The sequence below is a fragment of the Nitratireductor sp. PBL-C9 genome, assembly GCF_050877045.1.
GTDB classification, from domain to species: domain Bacteria; phylum Pseudomonadota; class Alphaproteobacteria; order Rhizobiales; family Rhizobiaceae; genus Nitratireductor; species Nitratireductor aquimarinus.
The window spans coordinates 354,457-375,415 of sequence record NZ_JBPAXW010000005.1; the positions used below are offsets into that span (position 1 = coordinate 354,457).

Genomic DNA, 20,959 nt, shown 5'->3' on the forward strand with positions numbered 1-20,959 from the left:
ATACCGCCGCTTGCGAAAGCCAGCGCCGCGCCAAACCGTCGTCCGGTCGCCTGCTGGTCTCTCATGCTTCAAGAATACACCCGTCATGCCCGTTGGAAAAGCGCCATGGCCCGGCACACCGCTTTTCGGGCGCGCGCAACCTTACGCTGCGTCACTGTGGGAAAAATGCCTCACCCCGCAATCAGAATGGCCAGTCCCATTACGATTCACGCGACATTCGGGCACGATCGCCGGGATTTGCCACAATTTATCAAGAACCGGGTGGCAAGTGCCCCGCAACGCCTCCGCGCAGCCGCGCCTTCGGGGCGAAAGACATCAAAAACCGACCGGTATTTTACACTTAAGGAGAGTTTCCTTGTTCCACACCACTGTTGCACGCGCAGCCAATCGCGGCGCGCGGGTGTTCCTGCTGTTGCTTCTGCCCGCCTTCGCGGCGGCATGCACCACCACCGGCAGCGGGCCCGGCACCTCTGCAAACGCCCCATGGCCAATGCTCTCCTATTATCAGGACATGTATGGCGAGATCGAAGACAACGGCATCGTCATCCCTGCGGTGGACGTGACCAAGATCGACCGCCAGTATCTGCGCCAGATGGTCGACTACCCGACCAGCGAGCCCGTGGGCACGATTGTCATCGATCCCGGCAACCGCTTCCTCTACCTGGTCATGGAAAACGGCAAGGCCATGCGCTACGGCATCGGCGTTGCCAAGGCCGGCCTCGAATACGAAGGCGATGGCGTGATCGGCCGCAAGGCCGAATGGCCGAACTGGGCCCCCACCCTCGCCATGATCGAGCGCGAGCCGGAGCGCTATCGTCCGCTGGCAGCCGGCATGCTGGGCGGCCTCACCAACCCGCTCGGTTCGCGTGCGCTCTACCTCTACAAGGATGGCAAGGACACGCTCTACCGCATCCACGGCACCACCGAGCCGTGGTCCATCGGCAAGTCGGTTTCCTCGGGCTGTATCCGCCTGCTGAACCACGACATCATGGATCTCTACAAGCGCGTTCCACGCGGCGCCCGCATGGTTGTGCTGGGCGCAGGCCAGCCGCAGCCCGGCACGGTCTGAACCTTACGGCGCGACAGATAGACAAAAACCCCTGCCATGTTGCCACACGGCAGGGGTTTTTCGTTGTTTCACATCAACTGCGGCAACACCGCAACCGACATTATCTAAAGCAATTCCAGGAAAAGTGGAAACCGGTTTTCCGTCCGGAATTGTGCAAAATCAGTACATTAGAGCGTTTTCGCGATTCAACGAAAAGCGGAAACGCTCTAGGGGCTGGGATTGCCGATTTTCTGATGCAGATCATCAACGGCAGTCTGCATTTCCTCGGTCCAGCGCACATCGAGCGCATCAAGCGCCTCTTCGAGCTGCTCCATCTTGGTCGCGCCGATGATGTTCGACGTCATGAAGGGGCGCGAATTGACGAAGGCATGCGCAAAAGCGGCCGGCGTCAATCCGAAGGCGCGCGCCATGGTGTTGTAAGCCTTGACCGCATCCTGTGCGCCAAGCTTCTCATAGCGTTTGAGACGGTCAAACAGCGCTTTGCGCGACCCTTCCGGCAGCGCGCCATCGTCGTATTTCCCGGTCAGATAGCCCTGCGCCAGCGGCGAATAGGCAAGCAGGCCCACTTCTTCGCGCTGGCAGGTTTCGGCAAGGTTCACCTCATAGGTGCGGTTGACCAGGCTGTAGGCGTTCTGGAGCGAAACCACACGCGGACCAACGCCCTTGTCGGCTTCGGCGACGTAGCGCATCACGCCCCAGGAGCTTTCGTTCGACAGACCGAAATGGCGGATTTTGCCAGCCTTCACCAGATCGTCGAACACGGCCAGCGTCTCTGCAATCGGCGTCTCGTCGGCCAACGGCTCGTTCAACGCGGTCACCCGTGTGGGGTTGGAACCGAAAGGGTTTTCCCGGTCCGGCCAGTGGATCTGATAGAGGTCGATATAGTCCGTCTGAAGCCGCGCAAGCGACTTGTCGATGGCGTCCATGATATCGGCGCGAACGAGCTTCGACGGACGGTCGCCGCGAAACCATTCATTGTCGGTGCGGCCGATCACCTTGGAGGCGATGATGAGCTGATCGCGGTTGCCGCGCTCTTTCATCCATGTGCCCACATAGCGCTCGGTGCGCCCCTGCGTCTCGGCTTTGGGCGGGATGGGATAGAGTTCCGCCATGTCGAGGAAATTCACACCACGCTCGACGGCGCGGTCCATCTGTTCGTGGCCTTCTGCCTCGGTGTTCTGTTCGCCAAAGGTCATCGTGCCCAGGCAAATCTGCGAAACAAGGAGGTCGCTGCGTCCAAGACGGCGCTTTTCCATCAAAAGTCTCCGGATGCTGAAATCTGGCGCGAACGCGCCAATGCCGGCATCATAAGGCCGTTCAGTGGGCGCGCAAGCATCCGCGCGCAAAGCAGGACGCATTCGCGCCGCTATCAACGCAATCACGTCACAATACAGTGCAAAACAATTGCTCATCCGGAATGTCGGCTAGAGTATAGAGTCGACAACACGTTCAAATTCGAGGTTTCCATGTCCTTTCAACGCCGTTCGGTTCTTCTTGGCCTTGCTCTTCTGTCCACCACGATCTGGAGCGCACCGTCCTTCGCACAGGAGGAGAGCATGCTGAAAATCACCGGTGAGCTGACCTATTTCGCGCGGATCGCGCTGCCGGAAGACGCCCTCGCCATCGTCGAGCTGCGCGAGGCTGACGCAGACGCTTCGCAGTCGGTCGCAGCGGAGACGCGCATTGCAACGGAAGGTCGGCAGGTGCCGATCCCCTTCGCGCTTTCGGTCGACCGGGAAACGCTCGACAAGGACGGAACCTATCAGCTGCGCGGCGGCATTCTTGATGGCCTCCAGCCCGGCTGGATCTCCGAGCCCGTCACCATCGACATTGCCCAGACCGAGATCGATCTGGGCACGCTGATCATGAAGCCCTACGAGGCCCCGGCCCCGTTCGGCGTTGTCGGCATGGACAAGATCACGGGCACCGAATGGGTGGTCGAAGACATTGATGGCGGCGGCATCATCGACAGTTCAAATGTCACGGTGACCTTCGGCGAAGATGGCCGGGTCGCCGGCAACGCCTCGTGCAATCGCTACACGGCCGGATGGGAAGAAGACAATGGCAGGCTGACCATCAGCCAGGCCGCGTCGACCCGCATGGCCTGCGCGGAAGCGCTGATGAATCAGGAACAGAAATTCCTGGAGATTCTCGCAGACGTCACCTTCTTCACCATGACGCCTGAGGGCGCACTCGTCCTCCAGACTGTCGACGGGCGCACGCTCAAGGCCTTCCCGGCCGGCTGATTTCCGATGCCCAGTGCGCTCAGGTGAAGGCGTCGGGCATCGATTCCTTGCGCCGGGCGATGAAGTCCAGAAGCCCCTCCTCGATGCCCGCATCGAGCGGGGGCGCTTCATAGGCTTCCAGCCAGCTGCGGGCGAGCTGGTTCGCCCGCTGATGCGCCGCCCTCTCGCCTTCCGCCGCCCACTGTTCATAGGAATTGTTGTCGGCGATGGAAGAGCGGTAGAAAGCGGTCTGGAAATTGGCCTGGGTATGGGCGCATCCAAGATAATGGCTGCCCGGCCCCACTTCGCGAATGGCGTCCATGGCCTGCCCGTTTTCAGAAACATCCAGCGGTTCGCAAAAGCGCTGCTGCATGCCCAGCTGGTCGATGTCCATCATGAATTTCTCATAGGACGACACCAGCCCGCCCTCCAGCCAGCCAGCAGCGTGGAGCACGAAATTGGTGCCCGACATAACGGTCGAGTTCAGCGTGTTCGCGCTCTCATAGGCGGCCTGCGCGTCGGGGATCTTGGATCCCGTCAGCGAACCGCCGGTGCGGAACGGCAATCCCAGCCGGCGGGCGAGCTGTGCTGCGCCGTAGGAGACCAGCGAGGGCTCCGGCGTGCCAAAGGTCGGCGCGCCCGACTGCATGGAAATGGACGAGGCGAAGGTGCCGAACAGAACCGGTGCGCCGGGGCGCACCAGCTGCGTGAAGGCTGCGCCGGCCATGACCTCGGCCAGAACCTGCGTCAGCGTGCCGATCACGGTTACCGGGCTCATGGCGCCGGCCAGAATGAAGGGCGTGACGATGCAGGCCTGATTGGCCCGCGCATAAACCTTGGCCGCGCCCAGCATGGTCTCGTCAAACACCATGGGCGAATTGGCGTTGATCAGGTTGATCACCACCGCATTCTCATCGACGAACTTCTCGCCGAACAGGATGCGGGCCATCGACACCGTGTCCTCGGCGCGATCCGGCGCTGTTACCGAGCCCATAAAGGGCTTGTCGGAGTAGCGCATATGCGCAAACACCATGTCGAGATGCCGCTTGTTGACCGGCACATCGACCGGCTCGCAGACAGTGCCGCCCGAATGGTGAATGGACGGCGCCATATAGGCGAGCTTCACGAAATTGCGGAAATCCTCGATCGTCGCATAACGGCGCGCGCCATCGAGATCGCGCACGAAGGGCGGGCCATAGACCGGCGCGAATACGGTGGTGTTGCCGCCAATCTCGACCGAGCGCTCGGGATTGCGTGCATGCTGGGTGAAGGTGGAAGGCGCGGTTTTCAGGAGCGCGCGGCAGAGCCCTTTTGGGAAATGCACCCGGTCGCCCTGCACATCCGCACCTGCCTCCTTCCACATGGAGAGCGCCTCGGGATCGTCGCGAAACTCGATGCCAATCTCTTCGAGAACCGTATCGGCATTGGCCTCGATCAAGGCCAGCGCTTCTTCGTCCAGAACCTCGAAGGGCCTGAGCGTGCGGCGAATATAGGTCAGCTGCGGCCCGGGCCCTGCACCGGCTCTCGCCGCCCTGCGGGCCGCCGCACCACCGCGCTCGCCACGCCCTGCCCGTCCACGACGTGGCCGATCCTGTGCTTCGTCGTCTCCAGCCATCACCGTCATCCCACAAGCTCCCTGTCAGGGGTCCTCAAGCAATCGTGCTAATACAAGCCTAGCGTTTGCAGCATGGACTTCCATTCCGCAAGCGGCACGCGGTGTCGCAACTGGTCTGCCGGTCGCAGGGCATGGCTTGTGGAAGTCAGGGCGCATCATCTTTGCCCGGCATCGGTCCAGCCCCCGCTTTCCGACCAGTCTGCCCGGTCTGCGGGCTGGTGACCGATCATCCGCGGATCAAGCCCCTGTTCCAGAAGCTTGACCTCAAGCTGCAACCGCCGCAGTTCGAGTTGATAGAGCCGGTCGCAATTGAGTCGCTTCGGCCGTTCGCCCAGGGGAATGACCAACCGGCCATAAGCCGACAGCGATTTGTCGGGCGAGTTCAGGGAATCGCTGATGACGCCCGTATCGAAATAGCTTCCGCCACTGGATATCGATGAGTGACACGTCGTGCCGTCGGCCGCGCGAACTTCGTCATATCCATTGGGTGAGACGACCCCCGGCAGGGCGAAACCACTGTGGTTCTGCCTGACGGCATAGACCTGATCGCCCGCTCTGGCCCCACCCGCAAGAGAGACCATGCAGACGGCCAAACCGATCACAGCCGGTGTGCAATGAACTTTCCGCATATCTGTGCCTTCATACCAAGATGAGCTTCGGGAAACGGGATGCTTTCCGTGCATATCCGCACGCGACGTTCGCGCTCGCCTTCGAAATTGACCACAACAACAACCGGACGCGACTGTTTTGCTCCGAGCGTAAAAGTCTGAGGCGTCACGCGTGCTTTCACGGGCCGGAATTCGGCATCGTAAACGCGCACGGCGACGTCGATCCGGTGGCTGTAAGGGTTTTGCGGATAAACGCGGACGGCAAAGCTGTCCGTATAGCTACGGACCACACCGCGCATGGGAGACATGGACTGCGAAAACGCAGGTGGCGTCGATGCGGCGAGAGCGGCACCGAACATCATGACAAACCGGAGCATGGCCGTGCCTACTCGCAAACGACCGTGACAAAGGTTTCGTATTTTCCCTTGTGAAAGATCGACTTCTGAGAGACGGCGCGCAGGTTTACAACGACATTTGTCACGCCCATTTCCAGCGGGGTCTTCGTCGCCCCTGAAACACTGGAAGTCGTTGTTCCACCGCTGGTTTTGTAGCTGGAAGTGAATGTCGCAGACGCATCACCAGCGGGCGCGGTGGTGAAGTTCTTCGGGTTGCGCAGATTGACCTTGAAACCAGACGAGGTGGTGTAAATGGCGGCAACACCGGCGCGACCGCCAGACGCTGCAGAATCGAGCGCATAGAAGCCATCGCGCGCCAGTTTGCCTGGGGTCTGAAACTCCACGCTGCATGTATCATCGATCACTGCATTGAACGGAATGTTGGCCTCCAATGCAGAGGCAGAAGTTGAATAGGATAATAATAATAAAGAAAATAAATATTTCACTTTAAACCCCATTTGAAAAATAAATATAAAATTCCTCAAACCATAGGGATCGTCAAATGAAATAAAGGAACATTGCATATCTGCTTTAAAGTAGGCAGGCGCTTTTCAGCGCCTGCCCTTGTTGGTCCAGGAGGCGTCGCTCGCCCAACTGCCCGATGAACGGGAACTCATGCGCGGGTCCAGTCCCTGCCGCATGAGCTGAACCTCAAGCTCCAGCCGCTCGATCTCCAGCTGATAAAGCCGGTCGCAGTTAAGGCGCGTTGGTCGTTCTCCCAAGGGCACAACGAGACGGCCATAGGCCGACACGTTGTCGTTGGCCCCGCCAATGACGCCGGAGTCGAGATACGCGCCGGAACCGGACATGGAAGCGCGACAGGTGGTGCCGTCTGCGGCACGCACTTCGTCAAACCCGTTCGGCATTGTGACACCCGGCAGGGTCACGCCTGTCTGGTTCTGATTGATGATGTACTGATCCTCTGCATGGCTGGCGGCCGCACCAGCCAGCAGGAAACACAGGGCCACGCTCAATTGGCGCGGTAAGCGATGAAGCGTCCACATATCTGGGCTCTAATCCTCGTTTTCTGATCGGGAAAGGGAATGCTCTCCGTGCAAATCCGCACGCGTCTGGTTCTGCTCTCGCCGAAATCGACGGAGACCAGAACAGGACGCGACACATCGCTCCCCAGCATCATTTTCGAGGGTACGACCTTCGCCGCAATCGGTCGGAAATCCTCGTCATAGACCCGCACCGCCACCTCAATGCGATGGCGGTACGGATTGTGCGGGCGAACCCGCACGGCGAAGCTGTCGGAGAAGCTTCTGATCTCCCCGCGCATCGGTGTCATGGATTGTGCTGCGGCAGGCGTGACCGTCGCCAGAACGACGATCGCCGCGACAAACTTCGCCATCATGGCTGCCTCCTACTCGCAGGTGATCGTGACGTCGGCGATGTAGGTGCCGACGGCAAAGATCCCCGTGGACTTCGTCGCCGTGAGGTCGACGCTAGCCATCGTGAGGCCCGTTGAAAGTGGGGTCAAAGTTGGACCAGGAATATCCGTCACGCTGGTCGCGCCCGTCGTCGTATACTTGGATGCAAAAGTTACATGAGCATTGCCGGTCGGCGGCGCCGAGGAAAATGCGGTCGGCGCCGTGGTCGACAAGGAGTATCCCGCGCCCGTCGCCAGAACGGATGCGCGACCGGCTATGCCGCCGCTCAAATCGGAACTCAAGACGGTAAAATCACCGCTGATACCCAGGGTTCCCGGAGAATCCACCGTAATGACACAGGTGGAATTGACCTCTCCACGGAACGGGATAACGCCACTGGCGGCAAAGGCGATGGATGGTGAAGCAAGCACCGTGAGAACGGCACCCGCCACAAGGGACATACGCATATGCGACTCCTACTTGATACGCGTGGGCCGCCCCTTGAAGAAACACTACCATGGGAAGCATTTTAGAGAAGAAGAATGTAATCTAAAGTTGCATTTATTCCTGATCATGGTTAACAGTTTTATCGCTTTCCGAACCCGCGAACGCGCGCCATCCGAAGCGGGGGAAAGATACCAGCCGCCCCTCCCCCGTCGCTTTCCCTGCGCTGCAGGTCGCAAATCAGCCATGGGAACCGGCAGATCGCGCCCTATTCTCCTTTGAGACGCATGTTTGCGAGCAATCCGGAGCGCGGAACGGGAAGCCCTGCCCGCGCAATGTGAGCAGCGGGAGCCAGAGAATGTCCGACGACGAGATCATCCTGTCCGAGCTTGCGGACGACGAACTCGTGCAGCAGATGCATGACGACCTCTATGACGGGCTCAGGGAGGAGATCGAGGAAGGCACGCGCATTCTTCTGGACCGGGGCTGGAAGCCCTATGAGGTTCTGACCGAGGCGCTGGTCGAAGGCATGCGGATCGTCGGCGAGGATTTCCGCGACGGCATTCTGTTCGTTCCCGAAGTGCTTTTGTCAGCCAACGCCATGAAAGCTGGCATGGCGATCCTGAGGCCCCTTCTGGCCGAAACCGGCGCACCCAAACAGGGCAAGATGGTGATCGGCACCGTGAAGGGCGACATTCACGACATCGGCAAGAACCTCGTCAGCATGATGATGGAGGGCGCGGGCTTCGACGTGATCGACATCGGCATCAACAACCCGGTCGAGAACTATCTGGCGGCAATCGAAGAGCACCAGCCCGACATTGTCGGCATGTCGGCGCTGCTGACGACGACCATGCCCTATATGAAGGTCGTGATCGACACGATGAAGGAAAAGGGCATCCGCGACAATTACATCGTTCTGGTGGGCGGAGCGCCGCTCAACGAGGAATTTGGCCAGGCCGTGGGCGCGGACGCCTATTGCCGCGATGCGGCGGTGACGGTGGAAACCGCCAAGGAACTGATCAGGCGCAAGCACAATCTGACGGCCGGCGCCTGACCTTCTTCAAGGCCGGGCGGTGCCCGAAATGTCAGTTGGCGGCGCGCACGACATTGCGACCGGCATTCTGGGTCGCATCGACCGCATTCGCCGTATCCTGACCGACGCCGCGGATCGTGTTGGCGCAGCCGGCTGCAGAGCCTGCGACCAGAACGAGGATCGCCAGACGGGAAAGAGTGGAAAGTTTCATGGTTTATCTCCCTCACGGATAGACCGCCCGAACAGACTGGGCCGCCACGATGAATGAACGCGCAAAACCGGAAAAAGTTCTCAGCCCCGCGAAAGTTCCCGTCCCGGAGCGCGTCCTCGTCATCGCTTGCGGGATGATTGCGCGCGAAATCCTTGCGGTGCGCGACCGCTACGGCTTCGACCATCTGGAACTCACCTGCCTGCCGGCGGAATTTCACTACCGCCCCGAGCGCATCGCGCCTGCCATGGACAAAGCCATCCGGGAGGCGCGTGCGCAGGGCTATCGCCACATTTTCGCGGGCTATGCCGATTGCGGCACGGGCGGCGGGCTCGACCGGGTTTGCGAAAAGCATGGGGTGGAGCGCATAGAAGGCCCGCACTGCTTCGCCTTCTACCAGGGGCTTTCCCGCTTCGAAGCCGTTGCCGAGGCGGACATGCTCTCCTTCTACATGACGGATTTTCTCTGCCGCCAGTTCGACGCGTTTTTCATGAAGCCGATGGGGCTCGACCGGCACCCGGAGCTCATTCAGGACTTTTTCGGCAATTATCAAAAGCTTGTCTATCTGGCGCAAACGGAAGATCCTGCGCTTGAGGCCGTGGCGCAGAAGGCGGCGCTCCTGCTTGGCCTCGCCTATGAAAAGCGGCAAACCGGGTATGGCGACCTGCCGGCAGCCCTTGCGGGGGCGCTGCAAAAGCACTGACGCTTCGGAAACCGCCATGAAATGGTTACATTGGCGGTGCTTTGCTGACCTGCGTTCCGGAGAAACTCATGCACCGTCTCATCACCATTTCACTGGCGCTCGGCCTCATGGCCGGCGCGGCCAATGCCCAGTCGCTGGTTCAGGAAAAACTCGACATGGAGCGGGCCGGTTTTGAGAAAGACACGGTCGTACAGAAGATCACCTATCGCGATGCGGCGCGGCTTGATGCCTATGAGCGGATGCGCGGCGAGGCTTTCAAACAGGCCAGAGCCGGCGGCGCGGCAGAAGACATCGCGCTACTCGACGAGATAGACGGGCGGCAGAAGCGCTCCTTTCAGGGGCTCGACCTCTCCGGCGCGTGGCAATGCCGCACCATCAAGACCGGGGGGCTTGCGCCACTCATCGTCTATGGCTGGTTCGGGTGCGAGGTCAGCGATGACGGATCGGGCTGGTTCTTTGAAAAGCTGACCGGATCGCAGCTGACAGACGGCCATTTTTTCGACGATGGCGATTCGCGCATGATCTATCTCGGCGTCTTTTCGGTGAGCGGCGACCAACCGCCCGCCTATGGCGCAGGGCGCGACACCGATCAGGTGGGCTATGTTTTCCGCGACGGCGAAGCGCAATGGCGCATTGAATTTCCAGCGCCGGAGCGAGAATCCATCCTCGACATCATGGAAATTCGACGGGCGCAATAACATATCGGATGGGGGCGGAAGCTTGCAGCCATTGTCATGAAGGCTTAACGGCATTCGAACAAGACTGTTTGACGTCCCCTTTGGGATTCGCAGGGCGGGCAAGACGAGTACGATGAAAGCTGAGGGAACGGACTTGGACACGGTGTTGGGCGCACCGCCCGCTGAGCTGCCGCCGCGCCGGCTGTCGCGCATTTTCCGCGACCTGGCAAAACGTGCAGAAGACAAGGTTTCCATCGGCGAAATCCGCCAGGCGCTCGGCGATCGCAGCTTTGCGACGCTTTTCGTGTTCTTCGCCTGCCTCAATCTCCTGCCCTTCCCGCCCGGCAGCACGGTGATCCTGGGACCGCCGCTGGTGCTGATTGCGATCCAGATGGTGATGGGCAACCGTACCGTCTGGCTGCCCAACTTCCTGCTCAACAAATCCATCGGGGCCGACAAGTTTCGCCATATGAGCGAGCGCTTCATTCCCCGGCTGATCCTCGTCGAACGGCTGATCAAGCCGCGTTACTGGCCGTTTGCGCGGGACCATGCAGACCGGGTCATCGGCCTCATTGCGCTGGTTCTCTCGATTGCGGTGACGCTGCCGATCCCGCTCGGCAACTGGTTCCCGGCCTTTTCCTGCGTACTGGTGGGCCTCGCGCTTTCGGAGCGTGACGGCATCCTTCTCAGCATCGCCATCACATGCGGCGTGCTTTCGCTTCTGGTGATTGCCGGCGTCGTGGTCGGCGCCAGCATGATGGCCGGCGCCGTGATGCACTAGATCGCCCTGCGTCCCACAGGACGCACAAGGGACGATCCGGACTATTGCCGTTCCACCTTCTTCCACGTCGCATTTGAATGCGCGCGCGTCGCCCGCCAGCAAGCGGGCGCGCAATGCATTCGGCAATGCTGAAAACGGAGGAAGGAACAAGCGCTTATGGCCAATCTGATCGTGGTATACTGGCGTGATATCCCCGCGCAGGTGATCGTCCGGAAAGGACGGCAGAACGCCAGGCGCGAACTGCCGATGCGTTTTACCGAGGCGATAGACATGTGCGCCATGCGGGTGGGCGCGCGCGACAGCGACGCCTATCTGGCCGAGTGGCGGCGCGGCGATCCGGTTTCCGTCAGCGACGATCTGGAGGCGGAAGCCGACAGAGCACTCGAAACCATTGAGCGTGATTATGACAGGGCGCGCCTCGTGGCGCTCGTCAAGGCAGGCGGTCATGACGGGAAATGACAGCACAAAAACGACCACGGTAACCCAGGCGACGCTGGTGAAGAAAACCCGCGAGCGGCTTGCCTACCGGCCGGCTGACGTGTCGCCGCTGCGGCGTGTGCAACGACGCTACACGATGCGGCGCTGGTCGGTTCGGCATGCGCGGTTTCTCGAATGGGTCTATGCGCGCTTCTCCAGCCTGTTTCTGGCGCTGCATCCGTTCTGGAACGCCGTCGGCTATGCACGGGCTGAAAAGCCGGTGAAATTTGTTGAACGGCAGGTGAAGGGCCTGATGTTCGACTGCCGCATGTGCGGCCAGTGCATCCTCTCCTCCACCGGCATGTCGTGCCCGATGAACTGCCCGAAACAGTTGCGCAACGGCCCCTGCGGGGGCGTGCGGGCCAATGGGCACTGCGAGGTGGAGCCGGACATGCCCTGCGTGTGGGTGAAGGCGTGGGAAGGCGCACAGGCAATGCGGGGCGGCGATGCGATCCTCGACGTGCAGAAGCCTGTGGATCAGTCACTGCGGGAAAGCTCGGCCTGGCTGCGGGTGACGGCGCGGGCCGCACAGGAACGCGAAAATGCAGCCGGGAGCAGTGCCGCATGAGCCCGCGCCCGCCGCAGATCGATGAGAACCCCGAAGGCGTCGACCTGCCGCTGGAGCCCCTGCCCGGCCACGCCTCGCGTGGGCGGCTGGAACGCGTTCTGCGGCGCGGCGAGTTTGCAGTGACAGCGGAGCTGAACCCGCCCGACAGCGCCAATGCGCAGGATGTCTACGAGCGGGCGGCGATCTTCGACGGCTGGGTGGACGGCATCAACGCGGTGGATGCTTCGGGCGCGAACTGCCACATGTCGTCCATGGGCATCTGCGCGCTGCTGACGCGCATGGGCTACGCCACCATCATGCAGATCGCCTGCCGCGACCGGAACCGCATCGCCATTCAAGGCGATGTGCTGGGGGCCGCCGCCATGGGCGTGAGCAACATCATGTGCCTGACGGGCGATGGCGTGCAGGCGGGCGATCAGCCGGGCGCAAAACCCGTGTTCGACCTCGACTGCATGTCGCTTCTGGAAACCGTTCGGACCATGCGCGACGAGGAGAAATTCCTGTCGGGCCGCAGGCTCACCACGCCGCCGGCGGTGTTTCTCGGCGCGGCGATCAATCCGTTCGCCCCGCCCTGTGACTTTCGCCCGCAGCGGCTCGCCAAGAAGATCGCCGCCGGCGCACAGTTTGTGCAGAGCCAGTATTGCTACGATGTGCCGATGCTGAGGGAATACATGAAGCGCGTGCGCGACATGGGGCTTGATGAAAAATGCTTCATCCTTGTGGGTGTCGGCCCGCTCGCATCGGCAAAGACGGCGCGCTGGATCCGCACCAATGTGCCGGGCGTGCACATTCCCGACGCCGTGATCGCACGGCTTGAAGGGGCCGAAAACCAGAAAGAGGAAGGCAAGCGCCTGTGCATCGACATCATCAATGAGGTGAAGGAGATCGAAGGCGTTTCCGGCGTTCATGTCATGGCCTACCGGCAGGAGGAGTTCGTGGCCGAGATCGTGCACGATTCAGGCGTTCTGAAGGGCCGCAGGCCATGGAAGCGCGAGCCCGGTCTGGACGATGCGCTGGTCGCCGAAAGGCTCGACCATATTCTGCATGACAACCCGAGCGAACGGCCCGTGGAGATGGTGAAAGACGCCAGCGAAACGAGTGTCGATACGAATTGAGATCATCGATCAGCGACATGAAGCGCGTTTCATGTCTCCCAGGAGGACAGTGAATGACCCGAACCATCGTCGCCTCTGCCACAAAGGAAGTCGTGATCGGCTTCGACCAGCCCTTTTGCGTGATCGGCGAGCGCATCAACCCGACCGGGCGCAAGAAGCTCGCCGCAGAGATGGTCGCAGGCAATTTCGGGACGGTGAAGAATGATGCGCTGGCGCAAGTTGCGGCCGGTGCAACCATGCTGGACGTGAATGCCGGTGTGACGGCGGTCGATCCCAACGCCACCGAACCCGGCCTTCTGGTGCAGACGCTGGAGATCGTGCAGGAGCTGGTGGACGTGCCGCTCTCCATCGACTCTTCCGTTTCCGCCGCCATCGAGGCCGGGCTCAAGGCTGCCAGGGGGCGTCCGCTGGTGAATTCGGTGACGGGCGAAGAAGAGAAGCTGGAAGCCATCCTGCCGCTGATCAAGAAATACGATGTGCCGGTGGTCGCCATTTCCAATGACGAAACCGGCATTTCGGAAGATCCCGATGTGCGCTTCGAAGTGGCGAAGAAGATCGTCCAGCGCGCCGCCGATTTCGGCATTCCCGCGCATGACATCGTTGTCGATCCGCTGGTGATGCCGATCGGCGCCATGGGCACGGCCGGCCAGCAGGTGTTCCGGCTGCTCAGGCGGCTGCGCGAGGAATTGAAGGTGAACACCACCTGCGGGCTTTCCAACATCTCGTTCGGACTGCCGCACAGGCACGGCATCAATGCCGGTTTCATTCCGATGGTGATCGGGGCCGGCATGACGAGCGCCATCATGAACCCTTGCCGCCCGCAGGAAATGGAGATGGTGCGCGCGGCCAATGTGCTGAACGGCACGGACCCCAACTGCTCCCGCTGGATCATGACCTATCGCGACCATCAGCCAGCTGCGGCTGGAGCAGCGGCCCCCGCTGCAGCACCTGCCTCCGGCAGCGGGCGGCGGCGCGGCGGACGCGATGCGCGCCGCGCGCGGGAGTAAGATAACCTTGGACATACCGACATGCATAAGGGCATCGGACATGACACAGGCTCCCGGCATGCGGGGATGGCCATGAGCGACGACCCGCTCGTGCTCTTCATGCCGTCGGGCAAGCGCGGGCGCTTTCCCAAAGGCACGACAATTCTGGACGCGGCGCGACAGCTTGGCGTCTATGTGGAGAGCGTATGCGGTGGCCGCGCCACATGCGGGCGATGCCAGATCGAGGTTCAGGAAGGCCAATTCGCAAAGCACAGGATCACCTCCTCCGAGGAGCACATCTCGAAGGTTGGCCCGCGCGAGGCGCGCTATGCGGAGAAACGCGCCATGCTGGCGGGACGCCGCCTCTCCTGTTCGGCAACAGTCGAAGGCGATCTCGTCATCGACGTGCCGCAGGATGCCGTCATCAACGCGCAGGTGGTGCGCAAGGACGCCGACACCCGCGTCATCGAGCGCCGCCCGGCAATGCACCTTTGCTATGTCGAGGTGGAAGAACCCGACATGCACAGGCCCCTCGGCGATCTCGACCGGCTGAAGGCGGCGCTCCAGAAGGACTGGGGCTTTGGGCGCATGGAAGTGGATGCACACCTGCTGGCGCAGGTTCAGGGCATACTGCGCGCCGGCCAGTGGGCGGTCACCGCAGCCGTGCATCAGGATACCGAAGACGACATTGCAAGGCTGGTGGCGCTGTGGCCGGGACTGAAGAACGAAGCCTATGGGCTTGCCTGCGACATCGGCTCCACGACCATCGCCATGCATCTCGTCTCGCTTCTTTCGGGCCGCGTGGTGGCGTCTGCCGGCGCGTCAAACCCGCAGATCCGGTTTGGCGAAGACCTGATGAGCCGGGTTTCCTATGTGATGATGAACCCGGACGGGCGCGAGGCCATGACGCGCGCCGTGCGGCAGGAAATCTCGAAACTGGTGCAGAAAGTGGCGGACGATGGCGGCATCGAACGGCATGACATTCTCGATGCGGTGTTCGTCGCCAACCCCATTATGCACCACCTGTTTCTGGGGATCGACCCGACGGAGCTGGGCGGCGCGCCCTTCGCGCTGGCCGTGTCGGGCGCGGTGAAGCTCAAGGCCGACGATCTCAGGCTGAAGCTCAACCCCGGTGCGCGAACCTATCTCCTGCCCTGCATCGCCGGCCATGTGGGCGCGGACGCTTCTGCCGTGACGCTGGCAGAAGGTCCGCACCGGCAGGACGAGATGATGCTGATTGTCGATGTGGGCACCAATGCGGAGATCGTGCTTGGCAACCGGGCGCGCGTGGTGGCTGCCTCCTCGCCGACAGGCCCTGCCTTCGAGGGCGCCGAGATTTCCGCCGGCCAGCGCGCCGCCCCCGGCGCCATCGAGCGGGTGCGCATCGACCGCGAAACACTCGCTCCGCGCTATCGCGTGATCGGCTGCGATCTCTGGTCGGACGAGCCCGGCTTTGCCGAAGCGCTGGGCGAAACCGGCGTAACCGGCATTTGCGGCTCGGGCATCATCGAGGTGATCGCGGAGATGTATCTGAGCGGCATCATCTCGGAGGATGGCGTAGTGAACGGCGCACTGGCAGAGACGAACCCGCGCATCGTTGCCGAAGGGCGCACCTTCTCCTACGTCCTGAAGGAGAGCGGCCCGCGCCTGACCGTGACCCAGAACGATGTGCGGGCGATCCAGCTCGCCAAGGCCGCACTCTATGCAGGCATCAGGCTTTTGATGGAAAAGCAGGCAGTGGCGACGGTGGACACGATCCGTTTCGCCGGCGCATTCGGCTCCTTCATCGATCCGCTTTACGCCATGGTGCTAGGGCTCATTCCCGATTGCGATCCCGACCGGGTTTCGGCGGTGGGCAATGCTGCGGGCACCGGCGCGCGCATGGCGCTTTTGAACCGCGACCACCGGCGCGAAATCGAGGAGACGGTGAAGCGCATCGAAAAGATCGAGACGGCGCTGGAGCCGAAATTCCAGGAGCATTTCGTGCACGCCATGGCGCTGCCCAACAAGATCGACGCCTTTCCCAGGCTGGCCGAACGGGTTTCCCTGCCGCCACGACAGCTGGCGGATGCGCAAAACGGCGATGGCGAAGCGCGCCCGCGCAGACGCTCACGCGAAGAACGCGCGGCGCGGCGGCGGCGCGACTGAGTATCAGCCGGCGTCAACCGCGCTGAGCATGTCCGCAGTGATGGACTGACGCCAGCGGGCGCTTTCAGCCCAGGGATCCGGCCCGGAGAGGCGTTCTGCCATGTCGGCAAGCGTAAAGGCGTTTGCGGCTTCGATGCTTTTCAGTTCCGCCCATGAAACGGGCGTCGCCACCGGCGCGCCGGGTCTGGCCCTTGTCGAATAGGGTGCGATGGCGGTTGCGGCGCGCTCATTGCGCAGCCAGTCGACAAAGACCCGCCCTGTCCGTTTCTCTTTGGAGGCTTCCGCCAGAAAGCGATCCGGCTCGTCCTTTGACAGTTTGCGCGCGACGCCACGTGCAAAGGCCTTCACATCGGGCCATTCGCGCCGGCGCTCCAGCGGCGCGACCACGTGAATGCCCTTGCCGCCGGTCAGGAGTGGCTGACTTTCAAGGCCGAGATCGGAAAGCCGCGTGCGCACGGCGAAGGCGGCGCTGCGAACGGCAGCGAAATCCAGTTCCTCATCCGGGTCGAGATCGAAAACCAGCCGGTCCGGCGCGTCGAGACGGTCGATGCGCGATCCCCAGATATGGAACTCCAGCGTGCTCATCTGCACGGCGGCGATGATTCCGGCGAGATCGTCAATATGGAGATAGTCGTCGCGCTCGCCGCTCTTTTCGGTGATCTCCATGCGCCCGACCGCTTCGGGAAAGCCCTTGCCGCCATGGCGCTGGAAGAAGCAGGGACTGCCCTGCCCGTCCGGGCAGCGCACGAGGCTGACGAGGCGCTTTTCAACATGCGGGAGCATGCGTCCTGCGACACGCTCATAATGGCGCGCCAGATCCAGCTTGCTGATGCCGGCCTCGCCAAACAGCGCCTTGTCGGGGCTGGAGAGCGCAATGCCGGCAAGCTGCGGCCGATCATCCGAACGCATCGTATATGGCCTCCCCGTGATCAGGCCCGATTGTCCTCCACGAAGGCATCGAAGGTGGAGCGGATGTGGTCGGCTGCGGCCTTTACCGGCGCGGAAGCGTCGGGCGCGACGACCATGCCGATGTGATAGTTGCCAAGTTTCGGCAGCCCGTCCTTGACGCCGAGCTCCACCAGATCTCCGTGCAGGAAGGATTTGGGAAGCGGCGCGATGGCGAGATCGGAAAGGATGGCGGCGCGCTGGCCTGCCGTATGGGCGCTCATATAGGCGATGCGATAATCGCGGCCGTCTTTTTCCATGGCCTTCAGCGCGCCGGCGCGCCAGGCGCAGCCCTCTTCCCAGATGGAGAGCGGCAAGGGTTCGCGCAGATGGGCGCTTCCGCCCTTTGCGCCGGCCCAGACGATGGGCTCGGTGTAGACGATCTGCACGCCGTTTTCAGCGGAGTCGTCCGTGCATGTGAGAAGGGTGAGATCAAGTTGCCGGTTGGCCATGCGCTTGCGCAGATTGAAGCTCTGGTCGATGACCACGTCAACGGCAATGGCAGGATGGGTTTCTGCAAAACGTTTCAGAACGTTTGGCAGGATGCGTTCGCCGTAATCGTCCGGCGATCCTAATCGTACGATGCCGCTGATGTCGGGCATGACGAATTTCGAGACGGCTTCACGGTTTAACGCCAGGAGCCTTCTGGCGTAGCTTAATAATAACTCGCCGTCGGAGGTGAGCGATACCGAACGCGCGTCACGCACGAAGACCGAGCGCCCGAGCATTTCCTCAAGCTTCTTGATCTGCATCGAAACCGCCGATGGCGTGCGGAAGACGGCGTTGGACGCCGCAGTGAAACTGCCCGTTTCCGCAATCGCGACGAAGGTTCGCAGAACGTCCAGCTCCAATAAGGGAACGGGATGATTGACGGGAGCGTTCATGGTGTTCTCCATTCAATAACTTTGAACGAAAGCATCATTCGATTGTGTTTGATTGAACATCAACCTTGCGGCATAGTCAACAGCGTCAGGCAACGACGAGAGGCGAAAGCCAACCAAAGGAGAAGACGATGTCTGTTTTCACACGCGTCAATCATTTTGTCCGTCACTACCGCACAGCCCTCAACCGCCGCCGCACCGAGCGTCTGATCGGCACATTGCCGGCAGAGATCCGCAAGGATATCGGCTGGCCCAGCCAGTATACGGGCCTTCAATCGGATGGTCAGGACAACCGCGGCATCTCGCGGCTCTGAACAACGGGGCATCAAACAGGAGTGCGTTCAATGATATCGCTGGGAAAAGCCCTTAAAGCGGTGCGTGATTTCGCGATTGAATTCGACGCAATGACGCATCATGCAAAATACGGCCTCCGTCCAACGGAGAAGAAGAACGCGTCGTCGACCAGACACGCGGACTGAGATGGCCAAATCCGCCACGCGCTTAGTTGCACCCGCAGCCAGACCATCCCTGCATTGAAAGACCCCGGCCAAACCACCGGGGTCTTTTTTGTCTCCGGTGGCGCTGAAAACACCACGATTTCGCCGGAAATGTCGTTTTCCCGGCGGAGCGCTTCGCATTTCCCATGCAACAGCGCCCGCGCAGCGGTTAGTTTTCCGCCATCGAACGAGCGACCCCATTCCATCACGCATGGAAGGCGCCCGGTGAGAGCCGACTGTCTTTCGATATTGCTGTTTCCATGGAGCGCAGGATGAAGCTTTTCGCACGCATTTTCCGCCGCAGGCGGGTTTCCAATCCGAACACGGTTTTCGCACGCCAGCGGCTTGGCAGGACCATGCCCGGCGAAACCGGCGCGCTGGCCGGCGCGCGTTTCGGATTTCTGGTGAACTGAGTTCCCCGACCCAGTTACACCATCCGTTTCAGAGCCACCGTCCGACACGCGGAACGGTGGCTTTTTCGTTCTACCGTTTAAGAATTCGACACGAAACAGTTGGGTTGGGCGTACATAAAGCTGGGACTGCCCGCGCCTGCCGCATTGACAGAAAACCCTTTTCCTGATGACGCTTTGACGACAGCAGCATGATGAGGAGAGAGCATCATGCGCGATCGGGAGGCAATATGGCGGAAGAGCATAGCTGCAAGCGGTCCATCGTTTTCTTTCTGATCCCCGACTTCACCATGATGGCGTTTGCCGCGGCGCTTGAGCCGTTGCGCGCCGCCAACCGCATGGCCGGCTACGCGGCCTATCAATGGCGGCTGGCGAGTGCCGATGGCCTGCCGGTGCGCGCATCGAACGGTGTTGAAGTGGCCGTCAGCTCGTCATTGGCCGATGAACGGCGGATGATGACCGGCCATGAACGCCCCTCGATGGTGATCGTGTGCAGCGGCCTCAATGTCGAGGATTACAGCGACAAGACCGTGTTTGCCTGGCTGCGCGAGGAATACAATCGCGGTGTGACCCTGGGCGGGCTTTGCACGGCCGCCCATGTGCTCGCCAGCGCCGGCCTTCTGACCGACAGGCGCTGCGCAATCCATTGGGAAAACCTGCCGGGCTTTGCAGAAAAGTTCCCGCGCGCCAATGTCTATGCGGATCTGTTCGAGACCGAAGCGAACATCTACACCTGCGCCGGCGGCACCGCCGCCATGGACATGATGCTCAAGCTGATCGGCGAGGATTTTGACGAGAACCTGATCAACCGCGTCTGCGAGCAGTTACTTACCGACCGGGTGCGCAGCCCCTCCGACCGCCAGCGCCTGCCGCTGAGAGCCCGGCTCGGCGTTCAGAACTCGAAGGTTCTGACCATTATCGAACTGATGGAGGCCAATCTCTCAGAGCCGCTTTCGCTGGTGCAGGTGGCGGAGACTGTCGGGCTTTCCCGCCGCCAGATCGAGCGGCTTTTCCGGCAGGAGATGGGGCGTTCTCCGGCGCGCTATTATCTCGAAATCCGGCTCGACCGCGCGCGGCATCTCCTCATCCAGTCTTCCCTGCCGGTGGTGGAGGTGGCGGTCGCCTGCGGCTTCGTCTCGGCATCGCATTTCTCCAAATGCTACCGCGAACTCTACGCGCGCTCGCCGCAGCAGGAGCGCGCCGACCGAAAGCAGCTTCTGGTCGCCTGAGCGAAAAAATCCGCCGGGCGTGTCGGATCGGGCCGCTCTCATTCGTTTCTCGAATATCAGAAGCAGGAGACACAGCGATGACCGAGACAATCGACGTAAAGCCCGAAACCGAACATGAACTGGTGCTGGCGCGCATCATCGCAGCGCCGCGCGAAAAGATCTTCCGCGCCTGGACCGATCCGGAAATCCTGAAACAATGGTTCGTGCCGAAACCATGGACCATTGCCAGGGCCGAGCTTGATGTGCGTCCGGGTGGCAAATCGCTGATCGTGATGCGCGATCCGGAGGGAAACGAATATCCCAATCCCGGCGTCTTTCTTGAAGTGGTGGAGAACGAGAAGATCGTGACCACCGACGCCTACACCGATGCGTGGACGCCGGCGGCCAAACCCTTCATGACCATGATCCTGACGCTTGAAGATGCGGGCGAAGGAAAGACCCGCTACATTGCCCGCGCCCTCCACTGGTCCGACGAAGACGTCGCAGCCCATGAGAAGATGGGGTTTCACGAAGGCTGGGGCCAATGTGCAGAACAGCTGGAAGAGGTCGCCGCAAGACTCTGAATCGAC

The 20,959-nt window shown here is 61.5% G+C and carries 26 protein-coding genes; 15 read left to right on the top strand and 11 right to left on the bottom strand.

The features are described from left to right. Positions 1 to 355: 355 nt before the first annotated feature. Positions 356 to 1,069, top strand: coding sequence for a L,D-transpeptidase (locus ACRTG1_RS13345; RefSeq protein WP_236042258.1), 714 nt, complete (start codon positions 356 to 358; stop codon positions 1,067 to 1,069). Positions 1,070 to 1,275: 206 nt separating this feature from the next. Here the strand turns inward: ACRTG1_RS13345 and ACRTG1_RS13350 are convergent, their stop codons facing one another. After that, positions 1,276 to 2,325 carry an aldo/keto reductase gene (locus tag ACRTG1_RS13350; RefSeq protein ID WP_113155546.1) on the bottom strand — a complete coding sequence of 350 codons (1,050 nt, stop codon included), beginning with the start codon at positions 2,323 to 2,325 and terminating at the stop codon, positions 1,276 to 1,278. 210 nt (positions 2,326 to 2,535) lie between these two features. Between ACRTG1_RS13350 and ACRTG1_RS13355 the strand changes: the two genes are divergently transcribed. Next, entirely contained in the window at positions 2,536 to 3,315 is a 780-nt protein-coding gene (locus ACRTG1_RS13355) for an META domain-containing protein (protein ID WP_297559825.1), read from the top strand. Positions 3,316 to 3,334: 19 nt separating this feature from the next. Here ACRTG1_RS13355 and ACRTG1_RS13360 read toward each other — a convergent pair whose 3' ends face one another. The 7 genes from ACRTG1_RS13360 to ACRTG1_RS13390 form a co-directional block, all read right to left on the bottom strand. Beyond that, the gene (locus ACRTG1_RS13360) at positions 3,335 to 4,909 is read right to left on the bottom strand and encodes a trimethylamine methyltransferase family protein (RefSeq protein WP_299935130.1); all 1,575 of its coding nucleotides are present in this window, start codon (positions 4,907 to 4,909) and stop codon (positions 3,335 to 3,337) included. 155 nt (positions 4,910 to 5,064) lie between these two features. After that, complete coding sequence (locus ACRTG1_RS13365; protein WP_432516259.1) at positions 5,065 to 5,490, bottom strand: hypothetical protein; 426 nt, start codon at positions 5,488 to 5,490, stop codon at positions 5,065 to 5,067. A 17-nt stretch (positions 5,491 to 5,507) separates the two neighbouring features. Continuing rightward, complete coding sequence (locus tag ACRTG1_RS13370) at positions 5,508 to 5,894, bottom strand: hypothetical protein (RefSeq protein ID WP_206543820.1); 387 nt, start codon at positions 5,892 to 5,894, stop codon at positions 5,508 to 5,510. Between the two features lie 8 nt (positions 5,895 to 5,902). Next, the gene (locus ACRTG1_RS13375; protein WP_297560081.1) at positions 5,903 to 6,358 is read right to left on the bottom strand and encodes a hypothetical protein; all 456 of its coding nucleotides are present in this window, start codon (positions 6,356 to 6,358) and stop codon (positions 5,903 to 5,905) included. A gap of 105 nt (positions 6,359 to 6,463) precedes the next feature. Then, positions 6,464 to 6,916 (bottom strand): hypothetical protein, encoded by a 453-nt coding sequence (locus ACRTG1_RS13380; protein ID WP_222474228.1) that lies wholly within the window; start codon positions 6,914 to 6,916, stop codon positions 6,464 to 6,466. Next, positions 6,883 to 7,269, bottom strand: a complete 387-nt coding sequence (locus ACRTG1_RS13385; protein ID WP_206543821.1) for a hypothetical protein — start codon at positions 7,267 to 7,269, stop codon at positions 6,883 to 6,885. Before ACRTG1_RS13385 ends, ACRTG1_RS13380 begins: the two co-directional genes overlap by 34 nt. Before the next feature lie 9 nt (positions 7,270 to 7,278). After that, positions 7,279 to 7,752 (bottom strand): hypothetical protein, encoded by a 474-nt coding sequence (locus tag ACRTG1_RS13390; protein ID WP_224873591.1) that lies wholly within the window; start codon positions 7,750 to 7,752, stop codon positions 7,279 to 7,281. Positions 7,753 to 8,087: 335 nt separating this feature from the next. Here ACRTG1_RS13390 and ACRTG1_RS13395 point away from each other — a divergent pair, with 335 nt between their 5' ends. Beyond that, on the top strand, positions 8,088 to 8,786 hold the full coding sequence (locus ACRTG1_RS13395) for a corrinoid protein (RefSeq protein WP_113155551.1): 699 nt from the start codon (positions 8,088 to 8,090) through the stop codon (positions 8,784 to 8,786). 31 nt (positions 8,787 to 8,817) lie between these two features. Here the strand turns inward: ACRTG1_RS13395 and ACRTG1_RS13400 are convergent, their stop codons facing one another. Continuing rightward, complete coding sequence (locus ACRTG1_RS13400; RefSeq protein WP_113155552.1) at positions 8,818 to 8,976, bottom strand: entericidin A/B family lipoprotein; 159 nt, start codon at positions 8,974 to 8,976, stop codon at positions 8,818 to 8,820. A 49-nt stretch (positions 8,977 to 9,025) separates the two neighbouring features. Between ACRTG1_RS13400 and ACRTG1_RS13405 the strand changes: the two genes are divergently transcribed. The 8 genes from ACRTG1_RS13405 to ACRTG1_RS13440 all read left to right on the top strand — a co-directional run bounded on the left by ACRTG1_RS13405 (position 9,026) and on the right by ACRTG1_RS13440 (position 16,428). Continuing rightward, a complete protein-coding gene (locus ACRTG1_RS13405) occupies positions 9,026 to 9,676 on the top strand; it encodes a DUF1638 domain-containing protein (protein ID WP_317087838.1) in 651 nt (216 codons plus the stop codon). 68 nt (positions 9,677 to 9,744) lie between these two features. Beyond that, positions 9,745 to 10,374 carry a DUF4893 domain-containing protein gene (locus tag ACRTG1_RS13410; RefSeq protein ID WP_206994234.1) on the top strand — a complete coding sequence of 210 codons (630 nt, stop codon included), beginning with the start codon at positions 9,745 to 9,747 and terminating at the stop codon, positions 10,372 to 10,374. A gap of 142 nt (positions 10,375 to 10,516) precedes the next feature. Next, on the top strand, positions 10,517 to 11,134 hold the full coding sequence (locus ACRTG1_RS13415) for an exopolysaccharide biosynthesis protein (RefSeq protein ID WP_224873593.1): 618 nt from the start codon (positions 10,517 to 10,519) through the stop codon (positions 11,132 to 11,134). Between the two features lie 156 nt (positions 11,135 to 11,290). Then, positions 11,291 to 11,593, top strand: a complete 303-nt coding sequence (locus ACRTG1_RS13420) for a virulence factor (RefSeq protein ID WP_432516260.1) — start codon at positions 11,291 to 11,293, stop codon at positions 11,591 to 11,593. After that, entirely contained in the window at positions 11,580 to 12,179 is a 600-nt protein-coding gene (locus ACRTG1_RS13425) for a methylenetetrahydrofolate reductase C-terminal domain-containing protein (RefSeq protein ID WP_206543825.1), read from the top strand. Before ACRTG1_RS13420 ends, ACRTG1_RS13425 begins: the two co-directional genes overlap by 14 nt. Further along, on the top strand, positions 12,176 to 13,294 hold the full coding sequence (locus tag ACRTG1_RS13430) for a methylenetetrahydrofolate reductase (RefSeq protein WP_206548833.1): 1,119 nt from the start codon (positions 12,176 to 12,178) through the stop codon (positions 13,292 to 13,294). Before ACRTG1_RS13425 ends, ACRTG1_RS13430 begins: the two co-directional genes overlap by 4 nt. A gap of 53 nt (positions 13,295 to 13,347) precedes the next feature. After that, complete coding sequence (locus ACRTG1_RS13435; RefSeq protein ID WP_432516261.1) at positions 13,348 to 14,301, top strand: methyltetrahydrofolate cobalamin methyltransferase; 954 nt, start codon at positions 13,348 to 13,350, stop codon at positions 14,299 to 14,301. A 72-nt stretch (positions 14,302 to 14,373) separates the two neighbouring features. Continuing rightward, positions 14,374 to 16,428 (top strand): ASKHA domain-containing protein, encoded by a 2,055-nt coding sequence (locus ACRTG1_RS13440; protein ID WP_432516262.1) that lies wholly within the window; start codon positions 14,374 to 14,376, stop codon positions 16,426 to 16,428. A gap of 3 nt (positions 16,429 to 16,431) precedes the next feature. Here ACRTG1_RS13440 and ligD read toward each other — a convergent pair whose 3' ends face one another. Then, complete coding sequence (gene ligD, locus ACRTG1_RS13445) at positions 16,432 to 17,337, bottom strand: non-homologous end-joining DNA ligase (protein WP_432516263.1); 906 nt, start codon at positions 17,335 to 17,337, stop codon at positions 16,432 to 16,434. Positions 17,338 to 17,357: 20 nt separating this feature from the next. Continuing rightward, positions 17,358 to 18,257: a LysR substrate-binding domain-containing protein gene (locus ACRTG1_RS13450; protein ID WP_206543830.1), complete on the bottom strand. Its 900-nt coding sequence runs from the start codon at positions 18,255 to 18,257 to the stop codon at positions 17,358 to 17,360. A 128-nt stretch (positions 18,258 to 18,385) separates the two neighbouring features. Between ACRTG1_RS13450 and ACRTG1_RS13455 the strand changes: the two genes are divergently transcribed. From ACRTG1_RS13455 to ACRTG1_RS13470, 4 genes are all read left to right on the top strand, one after another. Continuing rightward, complete coding sequence (locus ACRTG1_RS13455; protein ID WP_206543831.1) at positions 18,386 to 18,568, top strand: hypothetical protein; 183 nt, start codon at positions 18,386 to 18,388, stop codon at positions 18,566 to 18,568. 455 nt (positions 18,569 to 19,023) lie between these two features. Next, positions 19,024 to 19,164 carry a hypothetical protein gene (locus ACRTG1_RS13460; RefSeq protein WP_206543832.1) on the top strand — a complete coding sequence of 47 codons (141 nt, stop codon included), beginning with the start codon at positions 19,024 to 19,026 and terminating at the stop codon, positions 19,162 to 19,164. A gap of 227 nt (positions 19,165 to 19,391) precedes the next feature. Next, positions 19,392 to 20,390: a GlxA family transcriptional regulator gene (locus ACRTG1_RS13465; protein WP_113155563.1), complete on the top strand. Its 999-nt coding sequence runs from the start codon at positions 19,392 to 19,394 to the stop codon at positions 20,388 to 20,390. 77 nt (positions 20,391 to 20,467) lie between these two features. After that, positions 20,468 to 20,953, top strand: coding sequence for an SRPBCC family protein (locus ACRTG1_RS13470; protein WP_432516264.1), 486 nt, complete (start codon positions 20,468 to 20,470; stop codon positions 20,951 to 20,953). Positions 20,954 to 20,959 lie beyond the last annotated feature (6 nt).